Here is a 26,484-nt window from a genome sequence, read left to right on the forward strand (position 1 = left end):
ATGGAATTCTTCGAAAGCGCATTCTGGACCGGTTTCCTCTGGCCGTTGATCATCATGGTCGCGGAGAGCGTGCTGGTGCTCGTCGTGCTCCTGGTCGCGATCGCCTACATCCTGCTCGCCGACCGCAAGATCTGGGCGGCGGTGCAGATCCGGCGCGGTCCCAACGTGGTCGGGCCCTGGGGCCTGTTCCAGTCCTTCGCCGACCTGCTGAAGTTCGTGCTCAAGGAGCCGATCATCCCGGCCGGCGCCAACAAGGGCGTATTCCTGCTGGCGCCGCTGGTCTCCTGCGTGCTCGCGCTCGCGGCCTGGGCGGTGATCCCGACCAATCTCGGCTGGGTGATCTCCGACATCAATGTCGGCGTCCTCTTCATCTTCGCGATCTCTTCGCTGTCGATCTACGGCATCATCATGGCCGGCTGGTCGTCGAACTCGAAGTATCCGTTCCTGGCCGCGCTGCGCTCGGCGGCGCAGATGGTGTCCTATGAGGTCTCGATCGGCTTCGTCATCATCACGGTGCTGCTCTGCGCCGGCACGCTGAACCTGTCGGCCGTGGTCGAGGCGCAGCATGCGCGCGGGCTTGCCAGCCTGATCGGGCTGCCGCAGCTCACCATACTGAACTGGTATGTGTGGCCGCTGTTCCCGATGTTCGTGGTGTTCTACGTCTCGGCGCTGGCGGAAACCAACCGTCCGCCGTTCGACCTCGTCGAAGCCGAGTCCGAGCTCGTCGCCGGCTTCATGGTCGAATACGGCTCGACGCCGTATCTGCTGTTCATGCTCGGCGAGTATGTCGCCATCGTCACCATGTGCGCGTTGGCGACCATCCTGTTCCTGGGAGGCTGGCTGCCGCCGGTCGACCTGCCGCCCTTCAACTGGGTGCCGGGGATCATCTGGTTCTCGCTGAAACTGTTCTTCATGTTCTTTCTGTTCGCGATGGCGAAGGCGATCGTGCCGCGCTACCGCTACGATCAACTGATGCGTCTCGGCTGGAAGGTGTTCCTGCCGCTGTCGCTCGTGATGGTGGTCGTGGTGGCCGGCGTGCTGCATTTCGCCGGCATCGCGCCGAAGTGAGGGCCGTCATGGGTATCAACGTCAACGCCACTGCACGCTCGCTTCTGCTGTCGGAATTCGTCTCGGCGTTCTTCCTCGCCATGCGCTACTTCTTCCAGCCGAAGCCGACCATCAACTATCCCTTCGAGAAGAACCCGATCTCGCCGCGTTTCCGCGGCGAGCACGCGCTGCGCCGCTATCCCAACGGCGAAGAGCGCTGCATCGCCTGCAAGCTGTGCGAGGCGGTGTGCCCCGCGCAGGCCATCACCATCGAGGCCGGCCCGCGCCGCAACGACGGCACCCGCCGCACCGTGCGCTACGACATCGACATGGTGAAGTGTATCTATTGTGGCCTCTGCCAGGAGGCCTGTCCGGTCGACGCCATCGTCGAGGGCCCGAACTTCGAGTTCGCGACCGAGACCCGCGAGGAGCTCTATTATGACAAGGCCAAGCTGCTCGCCAATGGCGACCGCTGGGAACGCGAGATCGCCAAGGCGATCGAGCTCGACGCGCCGTACCGGTGAGGTGAGGGCATGATCCTTCCCGCACTGTTCTTTTATCTGTTCGCCGGCGTCTGCGTCGCCTCGGCGGTGATGGTGATTGTCTCGCGCAATCCCGTGCACTCCGTGCTGTACCTGATCCTGGCCTTCGTCAACGCCTCGGGCCTGTTCGTGCTGATGGGCGCCGAGTTCCTGGCCATGATCCTGATCGTGGTCTATGTCGGCGCGGTCGCGGTGCTGTTCCTGTTCGTGATCATGATGCTCGACGTCGACTTCATCGAGCTGCGCGAGGGCTTCATCGAGTATTTGCCGGTCGGCCTCGTGATCGGTGGCATCTTTCTGTTCGAGCTGCTGCTCACCGTCGGCTTCTGGGTGATCAATCCTGGCGTCGCCAAGACGATCACCGCGGCGATCCCGACCAACGTCTCGAACACCGAGGCGCTGGGTCTCGTGCTCTATACGAAGTACATCCATTACTTCCAGCTCGCCGGCATGGTGCTGCTGGTCGCGATGATCGGCGCCATCGTGCTGACGCTGCGGCACAAGGCTTCCGTGAAGCGGCAGGACATCAACGTTCAGAACGCGCGCACGCCCGAGATGGCGATGGCGCTGCGCAAGGTGGCGTCGGGGCAGGGGCTGTCCGATACCGACGCGGCGGAGTGGGTGAAATGACGATCGGCCTCGGACATTACCTCGCGGTCGGCGCGATCCTGTTCACGCTCGGGATCCTCGGCATCTTCCTGAACCGCAAGAACATCATCGTCATCCTGATGTCGATCGAGCTGATCCTGCTCTCGGTCAACATCAACCTGGTGGCGTTCTCGACCTTCCTCGGCGACATCGTCGGCCAAGTCTTCGCGCTTCTGGTGCTGACGGTAGCGGCCGCTGAAGCCGCGATCGGTCTCGCCATCCTGGTGGTCTATTTCCGCAACCGCGGCTCGATCGCGGTTGAGGACGTCAATCTGATGAAGGGCTGAGCTCAGTCATGGTTCAGGCAATTGTCTTTCTGCCTCTGCTGGGCGCCATTCTGGCTGGCCTGATCTCGTTGGTCGGCGCGCATGGGCGCAACCCCAGCGGCGACACGGTCGAGCATCACGACGACGCGCATGGTAATGGCGCGAATAACGGTCATGTTTCCGCTGCCTCCATCGAGGAGGTGGGAGGCGTTATTCACGAAAGCCATGACGAGCCGGGCCATCACGACCACGAGCCCGCGGCGGCAGGCTCGCGCGCGGCCGAGCTGATCACGACGGGGCTCCTGTTCGTGTCGGCGGCGCTGTCCTGGTTCACGCTGGTCGACGTCGGCTTCCTGCACCACGACGCGCGGATCCAGCTTCTGCCGTGGATCTTCTCCGGCGACCTCCAGGTCTACTGGACGCTGCGCGTCGACACGCTCACGGCCGTGATGCTGGTCGTGGTCAACACGGTGTCCTCGCTCGTGCACCTCTATTCCATCGGCTACATGGACGAGGACCCGAACCGGCCGCGCTTCTTCGGCTATCTCTCGCTGTTCACCTTCGCCATGCTGATGCTGGTGACGGCCGACAACCTCGTGCAGCTCTTCTTCGGCTGGGAAGGCGTGGGTCTGGCGAGCTACCTCCTGATCGGCTTCTGGTACCAGAGGCCGTCGGCGAACGCGGCGGCGATCAAGGCCTTCGTGGTCAACCGCGTCGGCGATTTCGGCTTCGCGCTCGGCATCTTCGCGATCTTCATGCTGGCCGGCTCGACCGATTTCGAGACGATCTTCCATGCCGCGCCCGGCCTCACGGGCAAGACCATCAACTTCCTCGGCTGGCACGCCGACGCGCTGACCTTGACCTGCCTGTTGCTGTTCATGGGCGCGATGGGCAAGTCGGCGCAGTTCCTGCTGCACACCTGGTTGCCGGATGCGATGGAAGGCCCGACCCCGGTCTCGGCGCTGATCCATGCCGCAACCATGGTCACCGCCGGCGTGTTCATGGTGGCGCGCCTGTCGCCGCTGTTCGAGCTCGCGCCGGACGCGCAGGCCGTCGTGATGTTCTTCGGCGCGACGACGGCGTTCTTCGCCGCGACCGTCGGCCTCGTCCAGAACGACATCAAGCGGATCGTCGCCTATTCGACCTGCTCCCAGCTCGGCTACATGTTCGTGGCGATGGGTGCAGGGGCCTATTCGGTCGGCATGTTCCACCTGTTCACCCACGCCTTCTTCAAGGCGCTGCTGTTCTTGGGCTCCGGCTCGGTGATCTATGCGATGCACCACGAGCAGGACATCCGCAACATGGGCGGCCTGTGGAAGAAGATCCCCTACACCTATGCAGTGATGGTGGTCGGCACCCTGGCGCTGACCGGCTTCCCGCTCACCGCCGGCTACTTCTCCAAGGACGCGATCATCGAGTCCGCCTACGCCTCGCACAATCCGTTCGCGGTGTACGGCTTCCTGATGACGGTCATCGCGGCAGCCCTGACCTCGTTCTACTCCTGGCGCCTCGTCTTCAAGACGTTCCACGGTGAGCCGCATGACGAGCATCACTACGAGGCGGCTCATGAGAGCCCGATCTGGATGCTGGTTCCGATCGGTGTGCTCGCCGTCGGCTCGATCGTCGCGGGCTTCCCGTTCAAGGAGCTGTTCGCCGGCCACGGCATCGAGGAGTTCTTCCGCGAGTCCGTGAAGATGAACCCGCATATCATCGAGGAGATGCACCACATCCCCGAGAGCATCGCCTTCCTGCCGACGGTGATGATGGTGCTGGGCTTCCTGGTGTCGTACCTGTTCTACATCCGCCGGCCATATCTGCCGGTCGAACTGGCGAAGACCCAGCCGATGCTGTACCAGTTCCTGCTCAACAAATGGTACTTCGACGAGCTCTACGAGGTCATCTTCGTCCGGCCGGCGAAGTGGATCGGCTACCAGCTCTGGAAGAAGGGCGATGGCTTCATCATCGACGGCTTCGGCCCCGACGGCGTCTCGGCGCGCGTGCTGGACGTCACCCGCAACGTCGTGAAGATCCAGACCGGCTATCTCTATCACTACGCATTCGCAATGCTGATCGGCGTCGCCGGCCTGATCACCTGGTTCATGTTCGGCTTTGGAGGCCAGTAAATGACAACCTGGCCCATCCTTTCCGTCACCACCTTCCTGCCGCTGGTCGGGACGCTGATCGTCTATCTCAGCCGCGGCGACGACGAGGCGGCGCAGCGCAACTCGCGCTGGATCGCGCTGTGGACCACGCTGATCACCTTCGCGGTGTCGCTTATCCTGGTGGCGCGCTTCGATCCCTCGACCGCCGACTTCCAGTTCGTCGAGAAGGCGAACTGGCTCGCCACCGGCATCACCTATCACATGGGCGTGGACGGCATCTCGCTGCCCTTCGTGATCCTGACCACCGCCTTGATGCCCTTCTGCATCATCGCGAGCTGGAAGGTCACGAGCCGGGTCCGCGAATACATGATGGCGTTCCTGATCCTGGAAACGCTGATGGTCGGCACCTTCGCGGCGCTCGACCTCGTGCTGTTCTACCTGTTCTTCGAGGGCGGCCTGATCCCGATGTTCCTGATCATCGGCGTCTGGGGCGGCCCGCGCCGGGTTTATGCGTCCTTCAAGTTCTTCCTCTACACGCTGCTCGGCTCGGTGCTGATGCTGCTCGCCATCATGGCGCTGTACTGGAACGGCAACACCACCGACATTCCGACCCTGATGCACACGGCCGTGCCGCGCAGCTTGCAGACCTGGGCGTGGCTCGCCTTCTTCGCCTCCTTCGCGGTGAAGATGCCGATGTGGCCGGTGCACACCTGGCTGCCCGACGCGCACGTCGAAGCGCCGACCGCCGGCTCGGTGATCCTGGCGGCGATCCTTCTGAAGATGGGCGGCTACGGCTTCCTGCGCTTCTCGCTGCCGATGTTCCCGCTGGCCTCGCACGACTTTGCGCCGCTGATCTTCGCGCTCTCGACCATCGCCATCATCTACACCTCGCTGGTTGCGATGATGCAGGAGGACATGAAGAAGCTGATCGCGTACTCTTCGGTCGCGCATATGGGCTTCGTCACCATGGGCATCTTCGCCGGCACCCTGCAGGGCGTCGCCGGCGGCGTGTTCCAGATGGTCTCGCACGGCATCGTCTCCGGCGCGCTGTTCCTTTGCGTCGGCATCGTCTACGACCGCATGCACACCCGCGAGATCGCGGCCTATGGCGGCCTCGTCAACCGGATGCCGCTCTACGCCATGACCTTTATGGTCTTCACCATGGCTAATGTCGGTCTGCCCGGCACCTCAGGCTTCGTCGGCGAGTTCATGACGCTGCTCGGCACCTTCAAGACCTCGATCCCGAGCGCGTTCTTCGCCACGACCGGCGTCATCCTGTCGGCGTGCTATGCGCTCTGGCTGTACCGCAAGGTCGTGTTCGGATCCTTGGTGAAGCCATCGCTGATGACCATCAAGGACCTCACCTTCCGGGAGTGCCTGACGCTGTTCCCGCTGATCGCGCTGACGATCCTGTTCGGCGTCTATCCGAAGCCGGTGCTCGACATGTCGGCCGCCTCGGTCCAGCAACTCGTCAACAATTACAACACCGCGGTGACGGCCGTGAAGGCCGCCGCACTGCTCCAGTGAGCGGGCAGGTCAGGATATCGCCATGAGCTTTGAGACTGCAGGATATCAACTGGCGCCGGTCGTGCCCGAGCTCGTGCTCGCGGTCGGCAGCATGGCGCTCTTGATGCTGGGCGCTTATCGCGGCCAGGGGACGACCAGGGCGATCAACGTGCTTGCGGTCCTGCTCCTGATCGTGGTCGGCGTGCTCGAATATTTGCAGCCGGCAGGCAAGCACGTGACCTTCGGCGGCAGCTTCATCGTCGATGATTTCGCGCGCTTCATGAAGATCCTGGCGCTTATCGGCTCGGCTGTGACGCTGATCCTGTCGACGGAGTTCCTGTATGACCCGTCGCGCCGCATCTTCGAATATTCGATCCTGGTGCTGCTCTCGACCCTCGGCATGATGGTGCTGATCTCGGCCGGCGACCTGATCTCGCTCTATCTCGGCCTCGAGCTGATGTCGCTCGCGCTCTATGTCGTTGCGACCTCGAACCGGGACAATGCCAAGTCGAACGAGGCAGGCCTGAAGTATTTCGTGCTGGGCGCGCTGTCCTCGGGCATGCTGCTGTACGGCGCTTCGCTGATCTACGGCTTCACCGGCACGGTCAGCTTCACCGGCATCGCTACCGCCGCGACATCAGCGAATGTCGGCCTGGTGTTCGGCCTCGTCTTCCTGCTTGCCGGCCTCTGTTTCAAGATCTCGGTGGTGCCGTTCCACATGTGGACGCCCGACGTCTATGAGGGCGCGCCGACGCCGGTCACGGCCTTCTTCGCCTCTGCGCCGAAGGTTGCCGCACTCGCCGTCTTCACCCGCGCGACGCTGACCGCATTCCCCGGCATCGTGCCGCAGTGGCAGCAGATCCTGGTATTCGTGGCGATCGCCTCGATGGCGCTCGGCGCCTTCGCAGCGATCGGCCAGAGCAACATCAAGCGCCTGATGGCCTATTCCTCGATCGGCCATATGGGCTTTGCCCTGGTCGGGCTTGCCTCCGGCACCGTCGAGGGTGCGCAGGGCGTGCTGATGTACATCGTGATCTATGTGACCATGACGCTCGGCGCGTTCTCGGTCATCCTTGCCATGAAGCGCAACGGCCAGGCGGTCGAGCAGATCAGCGATTTCGCCGGCCTGTCGCGGACCAATCCGCTGCTTGCCTTCTTCTTCGCGATGCTGCTGTTCTCGCTCGCCGGCGTTCCGCCGCTCGCCGGCTTCTTCGCCAAGTGGTACGTCTTCGTCGCTGCGATCAAGGCCAACCTGTTCACGCTCGCGGTCATCGGCGTGCTGACCAGCGTGGTGGGCGCCTACTACTATCTCGCCATCGTCAAGACGATGTATTTCGACGAACCGGCCGGCCAGGTCGATCCGGTGCGCGTCGAGGTGCGGACGGTTCTGGCGGTCGCGGGCCTGTTCAACATCCTGTTTGCGCTGTTCGCGGGCCCGGTGGTGAGCGTGGCCTCCGCAGCGGCAAAGTCGCTGTTCTAGGATGGGGTTCGCGCTCGGTCCTCGCGCATCGTCCGCGGGCTACCGGCTCGCAGCCTTCGATCAGATTGGCTCGACCAATACCGAGGCGCTGGAACGCGCCCGCGCCGGCGAGCGCGGCCCGATCTGGTTCGTGACCTCCGAGCAGACGGCGGGACGCGGCCGGCGCCAGCGCGCCTGGATCGCGCCGCGCGGCAATCTGGCGGCCAGCATCCTCGAGGTCATGGACGTCGCGCCTGCCGTGGCCGCGACGCTGGGCTTTGCGGCCGGGCTGGCGGAGGAGGCGGCGCTGGAGAAGGTCAGCGTTGAGGCCGCGCTGCGCCTTGGCCCGGACCGGCCCCGCTACGCCCTGAAATGGCCGAACGACGTACTCGCCGGCGGCAGGAAGCTCGTCGGCATTGGCCTTGAGGCCGAAGCCGTCGGCGACCGCCTCGCAGTGGTCGTCGGCATCGGCACCAACGTGGTTGCTGCGCCCGAGGGCACACCCACCCCGGCGGTGTCCCTGGCCGCGCTCGGCGTGCAGATCAGCGCTGAGGAACTGTTCGCCGCGCTGTCGGACGCCTGGGTGGAGTTCCGCGACATCTGGGACAATGGTCGCGGCTTTGCCGAGATCCGCCGCCTTTGGCTGGAGCGCGCCGCCGGCCTCGGCGAGAAGGTCGCGATCCACACGGGAACGATGACGCTCGAAGGCGTCTTTGACACGATCGACGATACCGGCTGCCTGATCGTTCGCACCGCGGAGGGCCGGCGCGTGCCCGTGGCCGCGGGCGAGGTGTTCTTCGGCGCGGCCGCCTCCGTGGGAGCTGCCTGATGGCGAGGCCCGACGAACTCGTATTTGCGCCGCTCGGCGGCGTCGGCGAGATCGGCATGAACCTGTCGATCTACGGGCTTGGCAACCGCCACCAGCGTGCCTGGCTCGCGATCGATCTCGGCGTGTCCTTCGGCGACGAGGAGCACCTGCCGGGCATCGACCTGATCATGCCTGACGTCAGCTTCCTGGAGAAGGAGCGCAAGAACCTGATGGGCCTGGTCCTGACCCATGCCCATGAGGACCATTTCGGCGCGATCATCGATCTCTGGCCGAAGCTGCAATGCCCGATCTACGCGACGCAGTTCAGCGCGGCGCTGTTCGAGGCCAAATGCGCGGCCGAGCGCAATCCGCCCAAAATCCCGGTGACCGTGGTGCCGTCCGGCGGCCGCGTCGACATCGGCCCATTCAACGTCGAGTTCATCCCAGTCGCGCACTCGATCCCGGAATCGCACGCGCTGGCGATCCACACCGAAGCCGGCACGGTGCTGCACACCGGCGACTGGAAGATCGACCCGACCCCGATCATCGGTCGCCCCACGGACGAGCGGCGGCTGCGCGAGCTGGGCGAAGAGGGGGTGCTTGCCCTGATCGGCGATTCCACCAATGCGGTGCGCGACGGCCGCTCGCCCTCGGAAGCCGAGGTCGCCAAGACCATCATCGAGCTGGTCAAGGCCGCCAAGGGCCGCGTCGCCGTGACGACGTTCGCCTCCAACGTCGCGCGCATCAAGGCCGTGGCCGATGCGGCGAAGGCCGCCGACCGCGAGGTCGTCGTGGTCGGCCGCGCCATGGACCGTGTGGTGCAGGTCGCGCGCGAGACCGGCTATCTCGACGGCGTGCAGAATTTCCGCTCGCCGGAGGTCTACGGCCATCTCCCGCAGGACAAGGTGCTGGCGCTGTGCACCGGCAGCCAGGGCGAACCCCGCGCGGCGCTGGCGCGTATCGCCAATGACGACCACCCCGAGATCACGCTCAACCGCGGCGACAGCGTGATCTTCTCCTCGCGCACCATTCCCGGCAACGAGAAGGCGGTCGGCTCGATCGTCAACAACCTGGTCCTGCAGGGCGTCGAAATCATCACCGATCGCGACCATCTGGTTCACGTCTCCGGCCATCCCCGTCGCGACGAGTTGCGTGACCTGATCGCCTGGACCAAGCCGAAGCTCCTGGTCCCCGTCCATGGCGAGGCCCTGCATCTGCACGAGCACGCCAAGCTCGCCCGCGCCGCCGGCGTGCCCCGCGTGCTGGTCTGCCGCAACGGCGATCTGGTGAAGCTCGGTCCCGGCGACCCCGGCATCGTCGGCGAGGTGCCGGCGGGGCGGCTCTACAAGGATGGGACGATCCTGGAGGACTCCAAGTCGCGTGCGGTGGTCGAGCGGCGCCGGATGGCGTTTTCCGGTTGCGCCTTCGTCGCCATCGCCATGACCGAGCAGGGCGAGCTTGCCGACGACCCCGAGGTTGATCTCGTCGGCATCCCCGAGAAGAATAAAGCGGGCGAGCTCTTCGACGACCTCGTCTTCGACGCCGTCGTGTCGACAATCGAAGGCCTGCCCAAGTCGCGCCGCCGCGATCCCGATGCTCTGGCTGAGTCGGTGCGGCGCGCGGTGCGGGCGGTGATCAACGAACACTGGGGCAAAAAGCCCCCCTGTCTGGTACATGTGCTGACAGTCTAATTTAAGCATGATCCTTTCGGAAAACCGCTTCATACTTTTCCGGATCATGCTCGAAGGGAGAGAACCATGCTGGGCCGGCTCAACCATGTCGCGATCGCGACCAAGGATGCCGCCAAGGCGGCCAAGATCTACGGCGCGGCGTTCGGAGCGCGGATCTCGGAGGCCGTCGCCTTGCCCGAGCATGGCGTGACCACCGTTTTCGTGACGTTGCCCAACACCAAGATCGAGTTTATCGAGCCCTATGGCGAGGCTTCGCCGATCGCAAAGTTCCTCGAGCGCAATGCCGACGGCGGCATCCACCACGTCTGCTACGAGGTCGTCGACATCATTGCCTCGCGCGATTTGCTGGTGAAGGAGGGCGCGCGGGTACTCGGCGACGGCGTGCCGAAAATCGGCGCCCACGGCAAGCCGGTGCTATTCCTGCACCCGAAGGATTTTTCCGGGGCGCTCGTCGAGATCGAGCAGGCATAAAGGCCGGGCCATGGCCTACCAGATATCAACCGCGCTCGCGATCTACTTTGTCATCTGGTGGATCGCGCTGTTCTTGACGCTGCCCTTCGGCGTGCGCAGCCAGCATGAGGACGGCGGTGGCGCTCCCGGCACCGATCCCGGGGCGCCGATCCTGGCGCGGATGGGGCGCAAGCTGATCTGGACCACGATCATCTCCGCCGTTGTATTCGCGATCGGCATGGCCGCCTACCACGCCGGATATTTGTCGATCGAGCGATTGTCGAAATTGATGGGAACGCCGTTCTAGAATTTCCTTGAAGCGGCGCTGATTGGGGGGACAAATGGCTTTTCAGCGGATCGTCATTGCGCTTCTGGTGCTGATCGTCGCAGGGCTCGGTGCTATCGGCTATGTCGAGTGGAAGACGGCCGTGCAGACCCGGACGTTGAAGGCGTTCGTCGAGGGCTACGTCTTCAACGAGGCGGTCATGGCTTGCGAGCGGGCGCAGAGCTCGACGCCGTTCAAATGGAACGGGGGCAAGAGCACCTCGGTCATCGGGCTGAACTCGGTCAAAACGGACAAATACAACGTCAGTGCCAGCTACACGCTGGTGGCGGACAGCGTCTATTGCGATTACGATCCGATCAAAAGAAAGGCCGAGATCGGCTCGAGCTTCCTGGAGCGGGAGTAACGATCCGGCCATGACAAGCATGGGATGGGATCGTCATGACCGAGCAGCGGGCAGGGGGCTATCGGATTCTGCATGAGGCGGCCTTGCGGGATTATCTCGCAGGCCTGCCGGACCTGGCCGCGGCCCTCGGCGGCCAGCCGGCTTCCTGGTCGATTCTTGAGGTCGGCGACGGCAATCTTAACCTCGTCTTCATCGTGAAGGGCACGCGCGGCGGCATCGCCGTGAAGCAGGCGCTGCCTTACGTCCGCCTCGTCGGCGAGAGCTGGCCGCTGCCGCTGTCGCGGGCCCATTACGAATATCTGGCGCTGTCGCGGCAGGCCCAGCTCGCACCAGGCCTCGTGCCGGCATTGCTGCATCACAACGAGGCGCTGGCGCTGACGGTGATGGAGCTGTTGGAGCCCCACATCATCATGCGCAAGGGGCTGGTCGTGGCAACGCAATATCTACGCTTCGCCAGTGACATCACCACCTTCATGGCGCGGACGCTGTTCTTCAGCTCCGACCTCGCGCTCCCGGCCGCGGACAAGAAGGAGGGCATCGCCGCCTTCGCCGGCAATCACGCGCTGTGCAAGATCACTGAGGACTTGATCTTCACCGATCCCTATCGCGTCGCCGAGCAGAACCGCTGGACCACGCCTTACCTTGATTCCACGGCGGCGAGCCTGCGCGAGGACATGGACCTGCATGTCGCGATCTCGCGGCTGAAGCTGAAGTTCATGGCGAGCCCGGAGGCGCTGATCCATGGCGACCTCCACACCGGCTCGATCATGGTGACGGACCGCGAGACGCGGGTGATCGATCCCGAATTCGCGTTCTACGGTCCGATGGGGTTCGACGTCGGCGCCGTGCTCGCCAATCTGCTGATGGCCTATTTCGCTTCCGCCGGCCACGAGCGTACGCCGGGTGAACGGCGCGCCTTCGAGGGCTGGATACTCGAGACGGTTGAGCAGGTCTGGAGTGAGTTCGCGCGCAAATTCCTCGACCTGTGGCGGACCGAGGCCGCTGGCGATGCCTATCCCGCTTCGCTCTTTGCCGGCGAAAGGGGCGCCGCGTGCCTGGAGATCGAGCGGCAAGCCTACATGCAGCGTCTTTTCGCCGACACGGTCGGCTTTGCCGCCGCAAAGACCATCCGCCGCATCTTCGGCCTCGCCCATAACATCGATTTCGAGCTGATCGAGGATCCACGCAAGCGGGCGATCAGCGAAGCCCGAGCCGTGCGCCTCGCGCGGGCGATGATGGTGGAAACAGGATCATTTCCGACGATCGCGGACATCACCGGCGCAGCGCGAAAACTGCGCGACTGGCAGCCGGAATTCGCGAACGGCTAGGCCGTGTACTCGTAAATCGGCGGCTTGGCTCAGGCACGTCTGGTGCGCGCGGGCACCATCGGGGGTGTCGAACCCTGCTATGCGATTCGAATTGTGCGGCGCTGCATTCGGCTAATTTTGTGAACCACATCACACGTCCGACCGGCGATCGAATGTAACCTTCTGCCGAAGGGCACAGGCTGAATTCGATCGACAACGCTAGCGCACGGGGTGCATCAACGGCAGCCTCGGCGGTCCGTCCATGATGGAGAGTGGCATGGTCGATGATGCATCAGTAGCAAAGCAACTCGTCGAAGCCATCATTGCCAATTTGCCGGCTCCCGTCCCCGGGAGGAGGCCGGTTCACACGATCGGTGTGGGCGTGAGGGGCAAATTCGTGGCGTCGGATGCGGCGCGCACCTATTGCATCGCAGAGCACTTCAACGGACAGCCCGTCGACGTGTCGGTGAGATTCTCCAACGGATTGGGAGGGCCGGAGCAGCATGATGGGTGGTCCGATGTTCGGGGAATGGCGACCCGCTTCCATCTTTCGGACGGAACGGGAAGCGATCTGATCGCCACGACGCTCGGCGAATTCTTTGTCCGCAACGTCGAGGACTTTTTCGAGTTCGCCAAGGTCGCGAAGCTCGAGACGTATCGAAGACGACGCTGGTGGCTGAAGCTTTGGGACATCCTGCAGCTCAAGGTGCCTCCTCGCAACCCTTACCCGAACGAAACCAGGAGTGTCGATGCGGGAGCACTCCGTTACGCCAATCGGCACCGGTTCGCTCAGTTGGGAGTATTCCAGATCGGTCTGATCGGCGCACCGGTGAGCTATGCCCGCGCGAGCTATCATGCCGTCCACACCTTCATGGTGACGGCCCCCGATGGAGTTCGCCGCCCGGTTCGCTTTTCCTGGCAGCCGGTCGCAGGCGTTCGCAACACAGATCCCACGGCCGTGCCGCGCGACAAATATCTGTTCGAGGAGCTCAAGAAACGCCTGCAGCGATGGCCGGCCCGATTCCTGCTGATGATGACGATCGGCGAAGCGGGCGATGCGCTCGACGATCCCACAAAGCCCTGGCCGGGGACGCGAATCCGGGTGGTCATGGGTACCCTTACGCTCACCGAGGTCCCCGCGGATCAGGAAGCGGCAGGCGAACGCATCAGTTTCAATCCCTGCCGTCTCGCGCCCGGCATCGAAGTCTCCGGGGATCCCATCCTCGAGGCCCGCCTGGGCGCCTATGAAGTCTCGCGTAAAATGCGCGGCGGGTGTCCCTTCAGGTGGAGATCGGACGATGCCCAGTGACGAAGGTTTGCTCGATCGTTTTGTGGACTGGTTGCCCACGACCCTCGTGTTCAAGCGCATGGCGTCATGGACCCTGGTGCCTTTCTGGGCGCGACGGACACCGGTGAAGCCTTTGCCCGGTGGTCCCCACCCGTCGTTCCAGTCCGGTGACGGTGTTCAGTGCATGATGAATCTGATCATGCCGCTCAAGATCAAGTCGCCGATCGGACGAGCGGAAGCCGCGCTGGCGATCGCGCAAAACAAGGATGCGATATATGCCGGATTGAACAATGTCGGCACGGTGCACTTCGCGCGCTTCGTCATCGTCGGCGATAATATTTGCATGTTCTCCGTCTATGACGGGGATTTCACCAACTACATTCGTGACTTTATCGCCACGATCGGCAGCGTGTTCAACGCCGTGGTCGAGCTCGTCGAAGGCGGGGAGGAGGTGCTCCCTTGCGAGGAGAATGTCGAGGCATTCATCCAATGGGTGCATGAGCGCGACCTGTACCAGGTGCCGGACACCGCCACCGATTTCCTGAGAGACCAGGAAGCCTTGAATGGAGACAGGGCCGTATCACCCGTCCAAGACGATCTGACCCTGCTTCCGCGCAAACTGGTGCTGCAGCTTCGCGCCAATGCGAACGTTTCGCTCGGCAGCGGCTACCGGGCCTATCCCGGGTTTTCGGTGGCTCAGGTCCGCAAACAACTGGGGCTAGGCTGGTGAGTACTATGTTCGACCTCGCTGATCTGCAGGGCAACATCTTGCGTGGCTACACCAAGAAGCCGTGCGTGCGTTACCTCATTCTTGAAGTCGCCGATCGCATCGCGGCCCGGCGCTGGCTCGCCGCCTCCATATCCGGCCGTGATCACGGCGTTCCGCAGATCACGACCGGGAATTGGGGGGCAAACAAGCCGGAAACCTGTTTCAACATTGGCCTGACCTACGAGGGACTGCGTGCCCTCGGTACGCCGAGTTCTTCGCTTGAAATGTTCCCCAACGAATTCATAGAGGGCATGACCGCCCGCGCCTTGAAGCTCGGGGATATCGGGCCGAGCGCGCCGGAAACCTGGCCATCGCCCTTCGATGAGCCCAGCCGGATCCATCTCATCGCAACGATCTACGCGGACGATGTCAGGCAACTGGACCAAGTCCAGCAGCACGCGCTCGACCGAAACGCCCTGACGCTGCTCGGTACACGCGAGGGCCGCAATTTCCGAGACGACTACGTTCACTTCGGTTATCGCGACAACATCATGCAACCGAGGTTCGAGAGGGTTCACGACCGGCAGCGCCATGCCGACGGACAACCCAGGGCGCCGCTCGGCACCGTGTTGCTGGGACATCCGACCAACCTGGAAGGTTTGATGTGGCGGGTTCCTCAACCCGCGGCGTTGGGACACAACGGCACGTTCAACGCCTTTCGCGTGCTGAAGCAGGACGTGGTGGGCTTCGAGGCGTATCTCGATCAGGCCGCATCCGAGTTGCTCGAGCACCCGCAAGTCGACGAGTTGCTGCCGCCCGGCGCTGAAACGAAAATTGCCCAGGTCATGTCAGTCGCAGGCCGTCATGGTGCCTTGCGCGAGATCGTCGCCGCCAACCTCTGCGGCCGATGGCGCGATGGCACGCCGCTGGCGCTGTCGCCAGACGCACCTGATCCCAGCGTGAGTCAGTCGAATTTTGACTATGACGGTGAGTCCCGCTGCCCCTATGGCGCCCATATCCGCCGGTGCAATCCGCGGGGCGGGCAGATCGTGCAGCGCGTAGCGAACAACAGTCGGCGCCTTGTGCGGCGTGGCATGCCCTATGGACCAGCCTATGATCCGGCGAAGCGTGATCGGGACAAGCCCGAGCCGGAACGGGGCCTGCTCGGAAACTTCATAGGAGCCAGCCTCGGCGCCCAGTTCGAGGCCATGTCCTGCGACTGGCTGAACCTTGGCCTGCAGGATCCGCGCATCACCGGCTCCAACGATCCGATCGTAGGCGCCAACGATCCCAAGACGAGCTGGTTCGACTTGCCGCTCAAATCCGGCCGCGCGATCCGGCTGCGGGGATTGCCCCGATTGGTCTGGACGCGGGGCGGCGCCTATACATTCCTGCCGAGCCTCTCGGCGATCCGTTATCTGGGATCGCTGACGACGTGACTCCAACGTCCGTTCACTCCCGAGGCGCGGACATGTCTGGTCGACCTTGATTCACTAGTTCAACACTTTCACCAGGTCATCAGCCTCGCGCAGATCGCGGGACGTTTCCGCAGATGCAAATTTCGCCCGGGTCGATATCAGCAGCTCTCGTGCTTCGGCGCGTCCGGATGCGCTCTCGCCGGCGCTGACCAGGCGCCCGATGCTGATCGCCGTGCGCAATTCCCAACCGACCGCCCCAAGCTTCCTGGCAGAGGTAAGCGAACGCTTGAACAAGCGCATGGCAGCGCGGTCGTCTCGCAATGGTTCGCAACACAATAGCGAGCCGTGAATCCGATAAATCTCGGGAGCTGCCCAGCGCTCGCCGGTTTTCTTCATCAGCGCCTCAGCCGAAGCAGCGAAGCTTCGAGCCCTTTCCATCTGCCCGATCCGTCCGAATTCTGTGGCGAGCAGAGTTCGATAGAGTGGAATCTGAATGCACCGAGTCTCGGCAGGTAGCCTGCCGAGCAAGCCGCATAATTGTTCGAGCACTTCCGGCGCGGGGCCTCGTGCCGCCAACGCAGCGGTTGCCCACAATGGGCCGATGACCCGGTACATCGGATAGCCGTACTCGTCAGCGACCTTCAGGCCGCGCTTTACGCTGGCAAGGTTGGCCGCAAGATCGCCCTCATACCAGTGATCGGCGACGCCAAGAATGGAGGCAAAAGCTTGCATGAACGGATGCCCGATCTCGTTCGCGAGCTGACGCGCCGTCACACAGCACTCCCTGGCTCGCCCCGGGCGGCCCAGCAACCATTCGATGTGTCCGGAATAGACAAGCGATACGATCAATGGATCATGCTGATAAATCTGGACCAGCTTGCCATGCTCACGCGGATTGTAGCGAGCGCTGACCAGAGCCGCGAGCTCGCTCGCCTGCTCCAAACGACCGAGAAAGAAATTGGCGATTACGGCAGCGGTGTAGGCCATGAGGGCGGCCTCGTCATCGCGCCACGCTTCTGCCCGCCGGACGAAATCCTGCGCGTGTTCGAGGCCCTTGGTGAGCTCGCAGTTGACCAGCTTGGCTATAGTACTTCCCCACAGCACCGTCGCCTTCTCGCGAATGGTGCCATGGCTCGCGCAAAGCTTGAGTGCACGACTGTAGGGGCCATAGACGTTCGGATCGGACCATCCGGCATTGGCCGTGTACGCCATCGCCAAATTGGATTGCAGTGCGATTTCGGCCTCGAAGCGCCGTGGTGACGCCGGCATCTTGGGTATCAGCGAGAGGCCTTCGCGAAGATGAGCCACGGCTTCCTTGGTGGCAGAGCTGCGGAGCGCGGATTTGCCCGCCTGAAGCCAAGCCTCGATCGCTTCCGGAATGTTGCCTGCGCGTGCATAGTGATAGCCCAACACCGCCGGCTGGCTGCTTTCTCCAATGCCGGCTTCCTGGAGCAGCCACGATGCGACGCGCGCATGGAGCTCACGCCTTTCCTCCTTGAGCAACGAGGAGTAGGCGACTTCCTGTATCATCGCGTGCTTGAACGTGAAGACCGTGCCTTGAGACTCCTCGCTACGATACACAATCCCGGCTCTCTCGAGCGCCCGCAACGAGTGTTTCAGCGTTTCGTCTTGACCTGGAAGCACGCTGAAAATGCCGTCATAGTTGAAGCGCCTTCCGAAAACTGAGGCGATCTGGGCGACGCGCTTGGCAGGTCCGAGGCGATCAAGGCGCTCCATCAGTGAATCGTGAATGCTTGCCGGCACCAGAGGTTCCGGCAACCTCCCGCTCGGCACAGGGCTCTCAGCGGCCAGCGGGACCGCGCCGGAATCGACGACGGCCCGCGTAAACTCCTCGACGAAGAGTGGCACGCCGTCGGTTCTTTCCACGATCTGGCTGGTAATCCGGCGCGGTACGAGATCGCTGCCCGCCACGGCTGCGACCATCTGCTCGCATTCATGCGCCGCCAGCTTTTGCAGAGAAATCCGTCGAATTGCCGGGCCTGACAACCAGTCGGCGCTGTAATCATCGCGATGCGTGATCAGGACCATGATCCGCTCGCCAGGACATTGAGCTATCACGCGCACCATCAGTTCGATGGTGGTCGGGTCCATCCACTGGACGTCCTCGACGATTCCGAGGACCGGCCGCTTGCGCGAGGCCGCGACCAGAGCATCGATGAACACCTGCAAGGCACGCTCGCGCTCCGAGGGAGATCCGAGATCCGCGGGTTCGTATCCCGAGCATGCGGGTATCGACAGCACCGCTCCGTAGTAACGAAGCGCCTGCTCGACATCGGTCACGGCTCTTGCCAAGAGCGAACGCAACTTTGCCAATGCGAGTTGCGCGTCGTCGGTGTCCTGGATGCCGGTCGCACGTGTGAGCCGCTCGATTTCCGGGGCAAGCGGCGTGTTGACGTGGAATGGTGAGCATTGCAGCGACAGAACATCGCGCGGAGATGCATCAAGTGAACTGCGAAACTGGCGGATCAAACGTGATTTGCCGATGCCGGGTTCACCGGAAATCACGCCGACCTGTCCCGAGCCGGCTACGCTTTGCTGCCACATCTCGGCAAGCAATGCGCTTTCGCTGGTTCGCGCTATCATCGGAGCAAGAGGCGACCTCCGCGCCCTATCGAACCTGCTTTCGTTAGACGCAAGCGCCTCGGCGCGCCAGGCTTCGACCGGCTCCTCGACGCCCTTGAGCGGTCGTCTGCCAAGCGGCGCGTAGCTGAACGTTCCGCGGGTCAGCTCGTAAGTGCTCGAACCGACCACGACGCCGTTCTCGCTGGCGAGCCCCTGCAGACGGGCAGCGATATGTGCCGAACTGCCGAACACTTCCCGCCGATCGGGCGGCTCGCCGGGCACGCTGCCGACGACGACTAGCCCGGTATTGACCCCAACGCGCACGCCGAGGCGGACGAAACTGCCATCCGACAGCAGAAAGTTGTGATCCTTGATCGCCGCGGCGACCGCCAGCGAAGCGCGGACCGCGCGCTCTGGGTCATTTTCGTGGGCTTGCGGGACGCCAAAATAGGCCAGCAATCCGTCGCCAATCATTCTGGCGATATGACCGCCGTAGCGGCGAATCTGCTCGTCGCAGATATCGCGGTAGGTTCTGACGACCGCGAAGAACTCCTCGGGATCGATCCGCTCGCTCAGGGGTGTCGACCCGACGATGTCGATAAACACTACGGTGAGTTGCCGGCGTTCGGCATGCAGAGCTTCATTCTCGACATTCGGCGGCGCCGGTGTCCGCTGAAGTCCGCCCGAACGATCGGGCTTCGGCTGGCTGCTCATGACCCACCGTGTTCAGTTTCCGCCGTACCGGCCGCGAGGCAAGATCGACGGCGAGCCGCGTCAGGTTGACGCTGCCGAGCGGCCTGTGCTCGGGCAGACAGTTCCAAGGATTGAACACCATGTAATCGCGGTCGTACAGCGCATTCTGCGTCAAATTCTGCCCTGGAATGGCAATACTTCCCAGCCGCATATCTTGAGGACGCGTCTATCACCGCGAGGCGTCCTCGACGTCATCCGACGTGGCGACGTGTCGTACCGGTATGGAGAAATCGAGCACGATGCCATCGCCGCCTTGATGGCCTATTTCGTATCAAGCGGTCACGAGCGCTCGCCGGGCGAACGGCGCGCCTTCGAGGCCTGAGTGCCGGGGACGGTCGCGAAGGTCTGGGGCGAGTTCGTGCGCAAATTCCTCGACCTGTGGGTGGCTGGCGATGCGTATCCCGCCTCGCTCTTTGCCGGAGAGAAGGGCGCCGCGCCCTTGGAGGCGGAGAGGCAGACCTACACGCAACAACGCTTCGCCGATATGGCCGGCTTCGCCGCTGCAAAGGCCATTCGCCGCATCTTCGGCGTCGCCCATAATATCGATTTCGAGCTGATCGAGGACGCGCGCAAGCGGGCGCTTTTTTCGTGGAGCGTATTCGAAACGCAGAGCGTTTGTGAACGTCGTGCTCTTTGTTCAATGAGAGACTACGAAGGGGTTCTCTGTTGCTGCCCTACATTGTCCATCATGATGTCTATCAATTTCGTGTGTGCGGCAGGGAGATCGTGAAGCGTGAGCGGCAGAGCCTCGGGTTGAGCCGATCAATGAGTGTGGGAGTGGAACTATCAAAAGGACCGTGGTGCAACGATGTCTGCCGCCTTTGCCGGGGCGGGCAGGGCGACGATATTGTTCCGTTGCGGCGCGACGCATTCTGCGTTCGGGCTGTGTCGCCATCGTCGGTTGGTCTCTGTGCGAACAGGCTCACGCACTCGATTTCTTTGGCCTCTTCGGTTCCGACGATCCGCCGCCGGTCAGCGCCACGACGTTGTCTTATGGGCTCGAGATCGAAGCCAAGACGCCGGATGGCAAGAACGATAGTGATGCCGAGCAGGTGTTGCGCGATGCCTCCGGCACCTATCGGCTTCGACAGGAATCACCGCCGGACGGCGAAGGCCTCGTGCGCCGGCTTCAGGCAGACATCAATCCGCTGCTCGATGCCCTCTGGGGGCTTGGCCGTTACAATGCCCAGATCGATGTAACGCTGGATGGAGTTCCAATCTCCCTCGACGAGACCGGGCTCGCCGCCGCTGCACGCCGGGCCGACGGCTTTCGCAATCGGACCGCTGTTCCAATCAAGGTCACCGCACGACTCGGTCCGTTGTTCAAGCTGCGCAGCGTCGATGTGGACGTCGATGTGGACTATGCGCACGACGAAGCGCCGCATGGGTTGCCGCGCCGCGCCTTTGCGCTGAAATCCGGCGATCCAGCGATCTCGGCCGACCTGCGCGCCGCGCAGGTGAAGCTTGTTGACTGGTTCCGCAGCAACGGACATCCGTTTGCGAAGATCGGCGACGTCAAGGCCACCGTCGATCATGCGGCCGCCGCAATGGACTTTCGGTTGCGGGTCGAAGCGGGCCCCAAGGCCGGCATCGGCGCTGTCACGATCTCGGGCGGCGATGTCGACCCGAGAGTGGTGGCCACGCATGTCCACCTGAGGGAAGGCGAGCCTTATTCGCCCGAGAGGCTGGCCTTGACGAAAACTTCGATCGCCAGGATCCCAGCCGTCGGAGGAATACGCATCCGCGAGGCCGACAAGCTCGATGCCAATGGCAACCTGCCGGTCTTTATCGATTTGACGGAAAGGCCCAGGCACGCGGTCGGCCTCTCGGCGAAATATTCCAGCGTCGATGGTCCCGGCATTGCAGGCTATTACGAGGATCGGAACATATTCGGCGGCGGCGAGCGCCTGAGGCTCGAAGCGTCCGCCTCGCTCTTGCAACGGGTCGACGGCACTTCGTTCAACGGCTTCAACAATCTCCGCGCCTCGGATTTCGGCGCGCGATTTACCGGTACCTTCATCAAGCCAGGCTTGTTCGGTACGGCCAACGATCTTCTGATCGAGGCCACTGCGTTCCGCGAGCGTGTCGGTAACAACGACCTCGGCGGTTACGCCGACGATACGGTGCGCGGCACGTTCGGCGTGATCCACCGCTTTTCGGAGGCGGCTTCGCTGCAGGCCGGTCTTCAGGTCGAGCAATCGAAATCGCAGGACGTGCTGGGGCGGGTCGATGCGACGCTGATCGGCTTCACCGCGACCGGCCGCTACGACACCACCGATAATCCGCTCGACCCCACGCGCGGCGTGCGTCTCTGGGGGGCCGTCAACGCCTATTCCAAGTTGATGGGCTCCACGATCGACCTCTTTGAGGGCCGCTTCGCGGGCTCGGCCTATTACGCGCTCGACGACCAGGCCGACTACGTGCTGGCAGGCCGGCTGGCCATGGGCTCGCTCACGGGCGCCCCGCTGGCCGAGATTCCGGATGCGCACCGCTTCTACGCGGGCGGCGGCGGATCCGTGCGCGGCTTCGCCTATAACACCATTTCGCCGATGCTGTTCGGCCAGATCACCGGTGGCCGCAGCCTGATCGAAGGCTCCGCCGAAGTGCGCGTGAAGATCACGCCCACCATCGGCCTCGTGCCATTCTTCGATTTCGGCACCGCCTCCAGTTCCTCCCTGCCGAGCTTCAACGACTTTGTCGGCTACTCGGCGGGGCTCGGCCTGCGCTATCTCACGCCGGTTGGCCCGATCCGCCTCGACGTCGCGATGCCGCTGAACCCACGCCCCGGCGACAGCCGCTACGCGATCTATGTCAGCATTGGGCAGGCCTTCTGATGCGCTTACCACGGTCCTTCCTTGTCCGTTCCGCGATGGCGGCCCTAGGGCTGGCCGGTGTCACGGGGCTCGGTGTCGGTCTCTACGCCGCGATGAGCGGGACCGGCGAGAACCAGCAGGACGTGCTCGCCAGCCTCGTCTCGCGGACGCTCTCGACTCCCGCGACCCAGGTCCATATCGGCGGCGTCGACGGAGTGTTGTCCTCGGACGCCACGGTTCGCGACGTCACCATCACCGACAAGGATGGAGTCTGGCTGACGCTCGACAAGGCGCGTCTCGTCTGGCGGCGCAGCGCCTTGTTGATGGGACGGCTGGAGATCGAGCGCCTTGAAGTCGGCACGCTCGATATCAAGCGGAGGCCGTTGCCGTCCGACCAGCCTGTCGAAAAATCCGACGAGCCAATCCTGCCCGAACTTCCCGTGAAATTGCAGGTGAAGGCGTTCAACCTGCATGCCCTGACGCTGGGACAGTCCATCCTGGGCGAGGCGCTGAACGTCACGGCGACCGGAAATACCGAACTAGGCTCGCCCGCCGAAGGGCTCGTCTTCAATCTCGACGCCACCCGCAAGGACTTTGCAGGCCGCTTCAAGGCCGCTCTCGCTTACGTTCCGCAGGGAAATGCGCTCACCCTCGACGTCACGCTCGACGAGCCGGCCCACGGGCTCATGTCGAAGCTCGGCCATCTGCCGGGCGAGCCGCCCGTCACATTCGCACTGGGCGGCCAAGGCACGCTCGACAGCTTCCGTGGTGCCCTGAAGTTGCAGGCCGGCCCCACGATCGATGCGACAGGCACGATTGCGCTTGACCGAAACGGGGCGGGCCGAGTGCTCGCAACGCGCCTTGCTAGCCATCTCGGACCGTTGTTGCCGGCGATTGCCGCGCCGGTCTTTGCCGGTGAAACCAATCTCGACAGCACGACGCGTATTGGTGACGACGGCAGCGTCGCCCTGGACGGGCTGACGCTCACGAGCCGTCTTGCGCGGCTCGACGCGAAGGGCCTGCTCGGAGCCGACAAGGTCGTGGATTTCGCGGCCTCCATCCGCGCCTTGCCAAGCAACGGCGACGTGACCGAAACCGACCACGGCTCGATCCGCAGCCTCGTCTTCGACAGCCGCGTCAACGGCCCGATCAAGGCTCCCACAGCATCGGTCAAGCTCGCGCTGTCGGGCGCTCATCTGCCGGACGGCGACGTCGAGACGCTCGACGCTTCCATCACAGCCGTCCCTCGCGCCGAAGCCAGCGATCCCGCAACGCGCATCATCCTTGACGCGAACCTGCGCGCCTCCGGCATTGCGCCGCGCGACGCAAGTCTGGCGGCCGCGATCGGCAACGCCGCGTCTCTCGTGCTCCACGGCGATACGGACCTGGGCGGCCGCGCCAGGATCGAGCGTCTCGAGATCGGCACGTCCACGGTTCAGGCGACCTATACAGGTGATGTCAGCGCCGATCGCCTGCATGGCCGTGCAACCGGAGCCGTGCCCGACCTCGGGTACTTTGCCGACCTTGCCGGGCTGAAGCTCAAGGGCTCGGTGGCGATCGGCCTCGATCTCGACGCGGACCTGCAACGTGGCAGCTTTGATGCCCGAATGTCTGGCACCGGCGAGAGGCTTGCGACGGGACTTGCGGCGCTCGATGGGCTCGCGGGGACGCGGCTCGCACTCGCAGCCGATCTCTCTGCCGATGGCCGCGACACCTACACGGTCCGCGGCGCGTCGCTCGATGGAGCAAACGTCGCGGTTCGCGCCAAGGGAACGGTGACGCGCGAGACGAGCGACCTGTCGGCGCATGTGGACCTGCCAGATCTCTCGGCGGCCGATGCGCGCCTCACCGGTGCGGGAGCTCTCGACGTCGGCCTGACCGGCGGGCTCGCGCATCCCGGCGTTTCGTTCGGGGCCTCGGTGGATCGCGCCACCGCGATGCGGCGCCCCATTCCGCATCTGGAGCTCGCCGCGACCGTCAACGACATCAACGGGCTCTGTGCCGTCGACGCCAAGCTCAACGGCTCCGTCGACGGCAACCCGGCGCGCGGGATTGTTCAGGTGAGCCGCCGATCGTCGGAGCGTGACGATCGCGGAGCTCCGGCTTTTGCCGGATGGGAGGCAAAGACCGTCGACATCGCGATCGGCTCGGTGTCCCTGAAGGGCTCAGGAACGGTCGACGCGCAGGGATTCGCACGCGGGCAGATTCGCTTCGCAGCCGGGGCGCTCGCCGACCTCTCACCGCTTGCTCTCACAGAACTCGCCGGTTCGGCCTCACTCGATCTTGCCGCTTCGGCCGATGGCGGCCAGCAGTCCGTCCGTCTCGTTGGCAAGGGCGCGGGGATCCGTGCCGCCGGTGTGGCCATCCGCAGTTTCGATGTGCGCGCCGATGGCGCCGATCTCTACAGCCATCCGGTCCTCAATGCGGATACCCGGGTCAACGATGCCAAGTTCGGCGGCCAGACCGCCTCCAACATCGCGCTGACGGCCAGGGGCAATGCCGATACGAGCGTGATCCGTCTCTCCGCCAAGGCTGCCGGCTTCGATCTCGATGCCGCGGGTGCGTTGACGTCCAGGGAGCGGACGCGGTTCGATCTCAATCGTTTCACCGCGCGGCGTAGCGCCAACGCGATCGCGCTGCAGGGGCCCGCAGGCTTCACGCTCGACGACGGTACGGTGCTGATCGAGCATCTGGCCCTCGGAATTGGGAGTGGCCGCTTCACCGTTGATGGCAAGGCCGGCAAGGCGCTCGACCTCAAGGCCGTGGCAAGCGCGATTCCGCTCGGCGCGGCCGATGTCGCGATGCCCGGTTTGGGGCTCGCCGGGACGCTTGACGCTTCAGCCACGATCGCCGGCTCCGCGACCGCGCCGATGGGGCAATACAAGGTGGCCGTCAAGCAGCTCACGGCGCCGCAGACCAGGAGCGCGGGCTTGCCACCGATCGACATTGCCGCGGACGGGCGGCTCGATGGAGGCCGCGCGAGCCTGAACACCACGCTTGCCGCGGGAAAAGCCGGCACGATCACGACGTCGGGCACACTGCCGCTCGACGCCACGGGTCCGATCGCGCTGACCGCGAAGGGCCGCCTCGATGCCGCCGTCGCCAACGCGATGCTCTCCGCCTCCGGCCGCACCGTGTCCGGCAGCGTCGCGCTCGATGCCCGTGTCGGCGGCACGCGCGCGAAGCCCCAGATCGGCGGTGTCGCCACCGTGAGCGGAGGTACCTTCCGCGACAGCATGCTTGGCACACGCCTCGAGGCCATCGAGGCGAAAATCACCGCCGAAGGAGAACGGATCGTCGTGGAGCGCCTGGCCGCGGTGACGCCCAACGGGGGTACGTTATCTGGCTCCGGCCAGGTGCGGGTCGCTCCGGATGCAGGCTTCCCGGGCACAATCTCGATCCGTGGCCAGCAGGCGACGCTCGCCGCCAGCGCGCTGGCGACCGCTCAGGCCAATCTCGCCCTCGACGTCACCGGCGCCCTGGCGCGCGATCCGCGGATCGCCGGTCGCATCGACTTGACCCGCGTCAGTGTCGATATTCCGGACCGCCTGCCTTCGACGCTCAAGCCGATCGACGGCATCAACCATGTGAACGCCTCGGGCCAGGCCGCTGCACGCCTTGCGGCTGAGCGCAAAGCGGAGACGCTGAAAGGCAACAAGGGGAGCCCGGCGCTGTTCAACGCTTCGCTCGACGTGACGGTCTCGGCGCCGAACCACGTCTTCATCCATGGCCGCGGGGCGACTGCGGAGCTCGGCGGCTCCATTCACGTGGGCGGCACGACCAACGCTCCGGTGCCGAAGGGCGCCTTCTCCCTTTTCCAGGGCAAGCTGGTGGTGCTCGGAAAGACGTTGACCTTCACCAAGGGCAATCTCTCCTTTAGCGGAGATCTTGCGCCCGAGCTCGATTTCGCGGCAGAGATGCAGGCCTCCGACATCACCGCACAGGTCGGAATCTCGGGACCGGCGGCCGCGCCGGTCTTCGCCTTCCACTCGCAGCCCGAGTTGCCGCAGGATGAGATCCTGTCGCGCATTCTCTTTCAGAAAGCTTCGGGCAGCCTGACCACCTCGCAGGCCGTGCAGCTCGCAGGGGCCGCGGCCCAGTTCGCAAGCGGTGGTGAGGGGACCGTGGACCGCATGCGCCGCTCGCTTGGGGTCGACAATCTAGACGTGGGTGCCGGGGCGGGCGGTCCGGCGGTCGGCGCCTCGCGCGCGATCGGCGACAGGCTGAGCGTGGGTGTGCGGACGGGCGCGAGCCCCAGCCAGTCAGGAGTGTCGGCCAATGTCGACGTGACGCGTCACATCCGCGTCGAGTCGGATGTCGATGCGAAGGGCTCGACATCCATCGGGGTCGGCACGCGATACGAATGGTAAGCCGCTGGCACGAGTCGTTCACTCCAAGCATGCCG

At 64.1% G+C, this 26,484-nt stretch carries 19 protein-coding genes and 1 pseudogene; 19 read left to right on the forward strand and 1 reads right to left on the reverse strand.

Translation table 11 applies throughout. The features are described 5' to 3' along the window. The 16 genes from nuoH (at position 1) to MTX21_RS04290 (ending at position 15,951) form a co-directional block, all read left to right on the forward strand. Positions 1-1,068: an NADH-quinone oxidoreductase subunit NuoH gene (nuoH, locus tag MTX21_RS04215; protein WP_145928006.1), complete on the forward strand. Its 1,068-nt coding sequence runs from the start codon at positions 1-3 to the stop codon at positions 1,066-1,068. A gap of 14 nt (positions 1,069-1,082) precedes the next feature. Then, complete coding sequence (gene nuoI / locus MTX21_RS04220; RefSeq protein ID WP_100232766.1) at positions 1,083-1,571, forward strand: NADH-quinone oxidoreductase subunit NuoI; 489 nt, start codon at positions 1,083-1,085, stop codon at positions 1,569-1,571. Between the two features lie 9 nt (positions 1,572-1,580). Continuing rightward, complete coding sequence (locus MTX21_RS04225) at positions 1,581-2,219, forward strand: NADH-quinone oxidoreductase subunit J (RefSeq protein ID WP_280970659.1); 639 nt, start codon at positions 1,581-1,583, stop codon at positions 2,217-2,219. After that, positions 2,216-2,524 (forward strand): NADH-quinone oxidoreductase subunit NuoK, encoded by a 309-nt coding sequence (nuoK, locus tag MTX21_RS04230; RefSeq protein ID WP_008547737.1) that lies wholly within the window; start codon positions 2,216-2,218, stop codon positions 2,522-2,524. Before MTX21_RS04225 ends, nuoK begins: the two co-directional genes overlap by 4 nt. Positions 2,525-2,532: 8 nt before the next feature. Further along, the gene (gene nuoL, locus MTX21_RS04235; RefSeq protein ID WP_280970660.1) at positions 2,533-4,626 is read left to right on the forward strand and encodes an NADH-quinone oxidoreductase subunit L; all 2,094 of its coding nucleotides are present in this window, start codon (positions 2,533-2,535) and stop codon (positions 4,624-4,626) included. Further along, complete coding sequence (locus MTX21_RS04240; RefSeq protein WP_280970661.1) at positions 4,627-6,132, forward strand: NADH-quinone oxidoreductase subunit M; 1,506 nt, start codon at positions 4,627-4,629, stop codon at positions 6,130-6,132. It abuts the gene before it with no gap. Between the two features lie 22 nt (positions 6,133-6,154). After that, positions 6,155-7,591: an NADH-quinone oxidoreductase subunit NuoN gene (nuoN, locus tag MTX21_RS04245; protein ID WP_280970662.1), complete on the forward strand. Its 1,437-nt coding sequence runs from the start codon at positions 6,155-6,157 to the stop codon at positions 7,589-7,591. Position 7,592: 1 nt separating this feature from the next. Then, positions 7,593-8,399 carry a biotin--[acetyl-CoA-carboxylase] ligase gene (locus MTX21_RS04250; RefSeq protein WP_280970663.1) on the forward strand — a complete coding sequence of 269 codons (807 nt, stop codon included), beginning with the start codon at positions 7,593-7,595 and terminating at the stop codon, positions 8,397-8,399. Beyond that, positions 8,399-10,069, forward strand: coding sequence for a ribonuclease J (locus MTX21_RS04255; RefSeq protein ID WP_280970664.1), 1,671 nt, complete (start codon positions 8,399-8,401; stop codon positions 10,067-10,069). The genes MTX21_RS04250 and MTX21_RS04255 overlap by 1 nt, the downstream gene beginning before the upstream one ends. Before the next feature lie 66 nt (positions 10,070-10,135). Next, entirely contained in the window at positions 10,136-10,540 is a 405-nt protein-coding gene (gene mce, locus MTX21_RS04260) for a methylmalonyl-CoA epimerase (RefSeq protein ID WP_280970665.1), read from the forward strand. A 10-nt stretch (positions 10,541-10,550) separates the two neighbouring features. Continuing rightward, positions 10,551-10,826, forward strand: coding sequence for a DUF1467 family protein (locus tag MTX21_RS04265; RefSeq protein WP_280970666.1), 276 nt, complete (start codon positions 10,551-10,553; stop codon positions 10,824-10,826). Between the two features lie 34 nt (positions 10,827-10,860). Beyond that, positions 10,861-11,208 carry a hypothetical protein gene (locus tag MTX21_RS04270; protein WP_280970667.1) on the forward strand — a complete coding sequence of 116 codons (348 nt, stop codon included), beginning with the start codon at positions 10,861-10,863 and terminating at the stop codon, positions 11,206-11,208. A gap of 35 nt (positions 11,209-11,243) precedes the next feature. Further along, positions 11,244-12,536 (forward strand): S-methyl-5-thioribose kinase, encoded by a 1,293-nt coding sequence (mtnK, locus tag MTX21_RS04275; protein ID WP_280970668.1) that lies wholly within the window; start codon positions 11,244-11,246, stop codon positions 12,534-12,536. Between the two features lie 256 nt (positions 12,537-12,792). Then, entirely contained in the window at positions 12,793-13,824 is a 1,032-nt protein-coding gene (locus MTX21_RS04280) for a catalase (RefSeq protein WP_280970669.1), read from the forward strand. Continuing rightward, positions 13,814-14,533 (forward strand): hypothetical protein, encoded by a 720-nt coding sequence (locus MTX21_RS04285; protein WP_280970670.1) that lies wholly within the window; start codon positions 13,814-13,816, stop codon positions 14,531-14,533. The genes MTX21_RS04280 and MTX21_RS04285 overlap by 11 nt, the downstream gene beginning before the upstream one ends. Positions 14,534-14,538: 5 nt before the next feature. Beyond that, on the forward strand, positions 14,539-15,951 hold the full coding sequence (locus MTX21_RS04290) for a hypothetical protein (protein WP_280970671.1): 1,413 nt from the start codon (positions 14,539-14,541) through the stop codon (positions 15,949-15,951). Between the two features lie 54 nt (positions 15,952-16,005). Here the strand turns inward: MTX21_RS04290 and MTX21_RS04295 are convergent, their stop codons facing one another. Further along, complete coding sequence (locus MTX21_RS04295) at positions 16,006-19,227, reverse strand: adenylate/guanylate cyclase domain-containing protein (protein ID WP_280970672.1); 3,222 nt, start codon at positions 19,225-19,227, stop codon at positions 16,006-16,008. A 280-nt stretch (positions 19,228-19,507) separates the two neighbouring features. Between MTX21_RS04295 and MTX21_RS04300 the strand changes: the two are divergent. The 3 genes and pseudogenes from MTX21_RS04300 to MTX21_RS04310 all read left to right on the forward strand — a co-directional run. Continuing rightward, positions 19,508-19,846, forward strand: a pseudogene (locus MTX21_RS04300) (S-methyl-5-thioribose kinase); the annotation flags it as partial. Between the two features lie 406 nt (positions 19,847-20,252). After that, positions 20,253-22,100 carry a BamA/TamA family outer membrane protein gene (locus MTX21_RS04305; RefSeq protein ID WP_280970673.1) on the forward strand — a complete coding sequence of 616 codons (1,848 nt, stop codon included), beginning with the start codon at positions 20,253-20,255 and terminating at the stop codon, positions 22,098-22,100. Then, positions 22,100-26,449: a translocation/assembly module TamB domain-containing protein gene (locus MTX21_RS04310; RefSeq protein WP_280970674.1), complete on the forward strand. Its 4,350-nt coding sequence runs from the start codon at positions 22,100-22,102 to the stop codon at positions 26,447-26,449. Before MTX21_RS04305 ends, MTX21_RS04310 begins: the two co-directional genes overlap by 1 nt. Positions 26,450-26,484 lie beyond the last annotated feature (35 nt).

Source organism: Bradyrhizobium sp. ISRA430 (assembly GCF_029909975.1).
Lineage (GTDB): Bacteria > Pseudomonadota > Alphaproteobacteria > Rhizobiales > Xanthobacteraceae > Bradyrhizobium.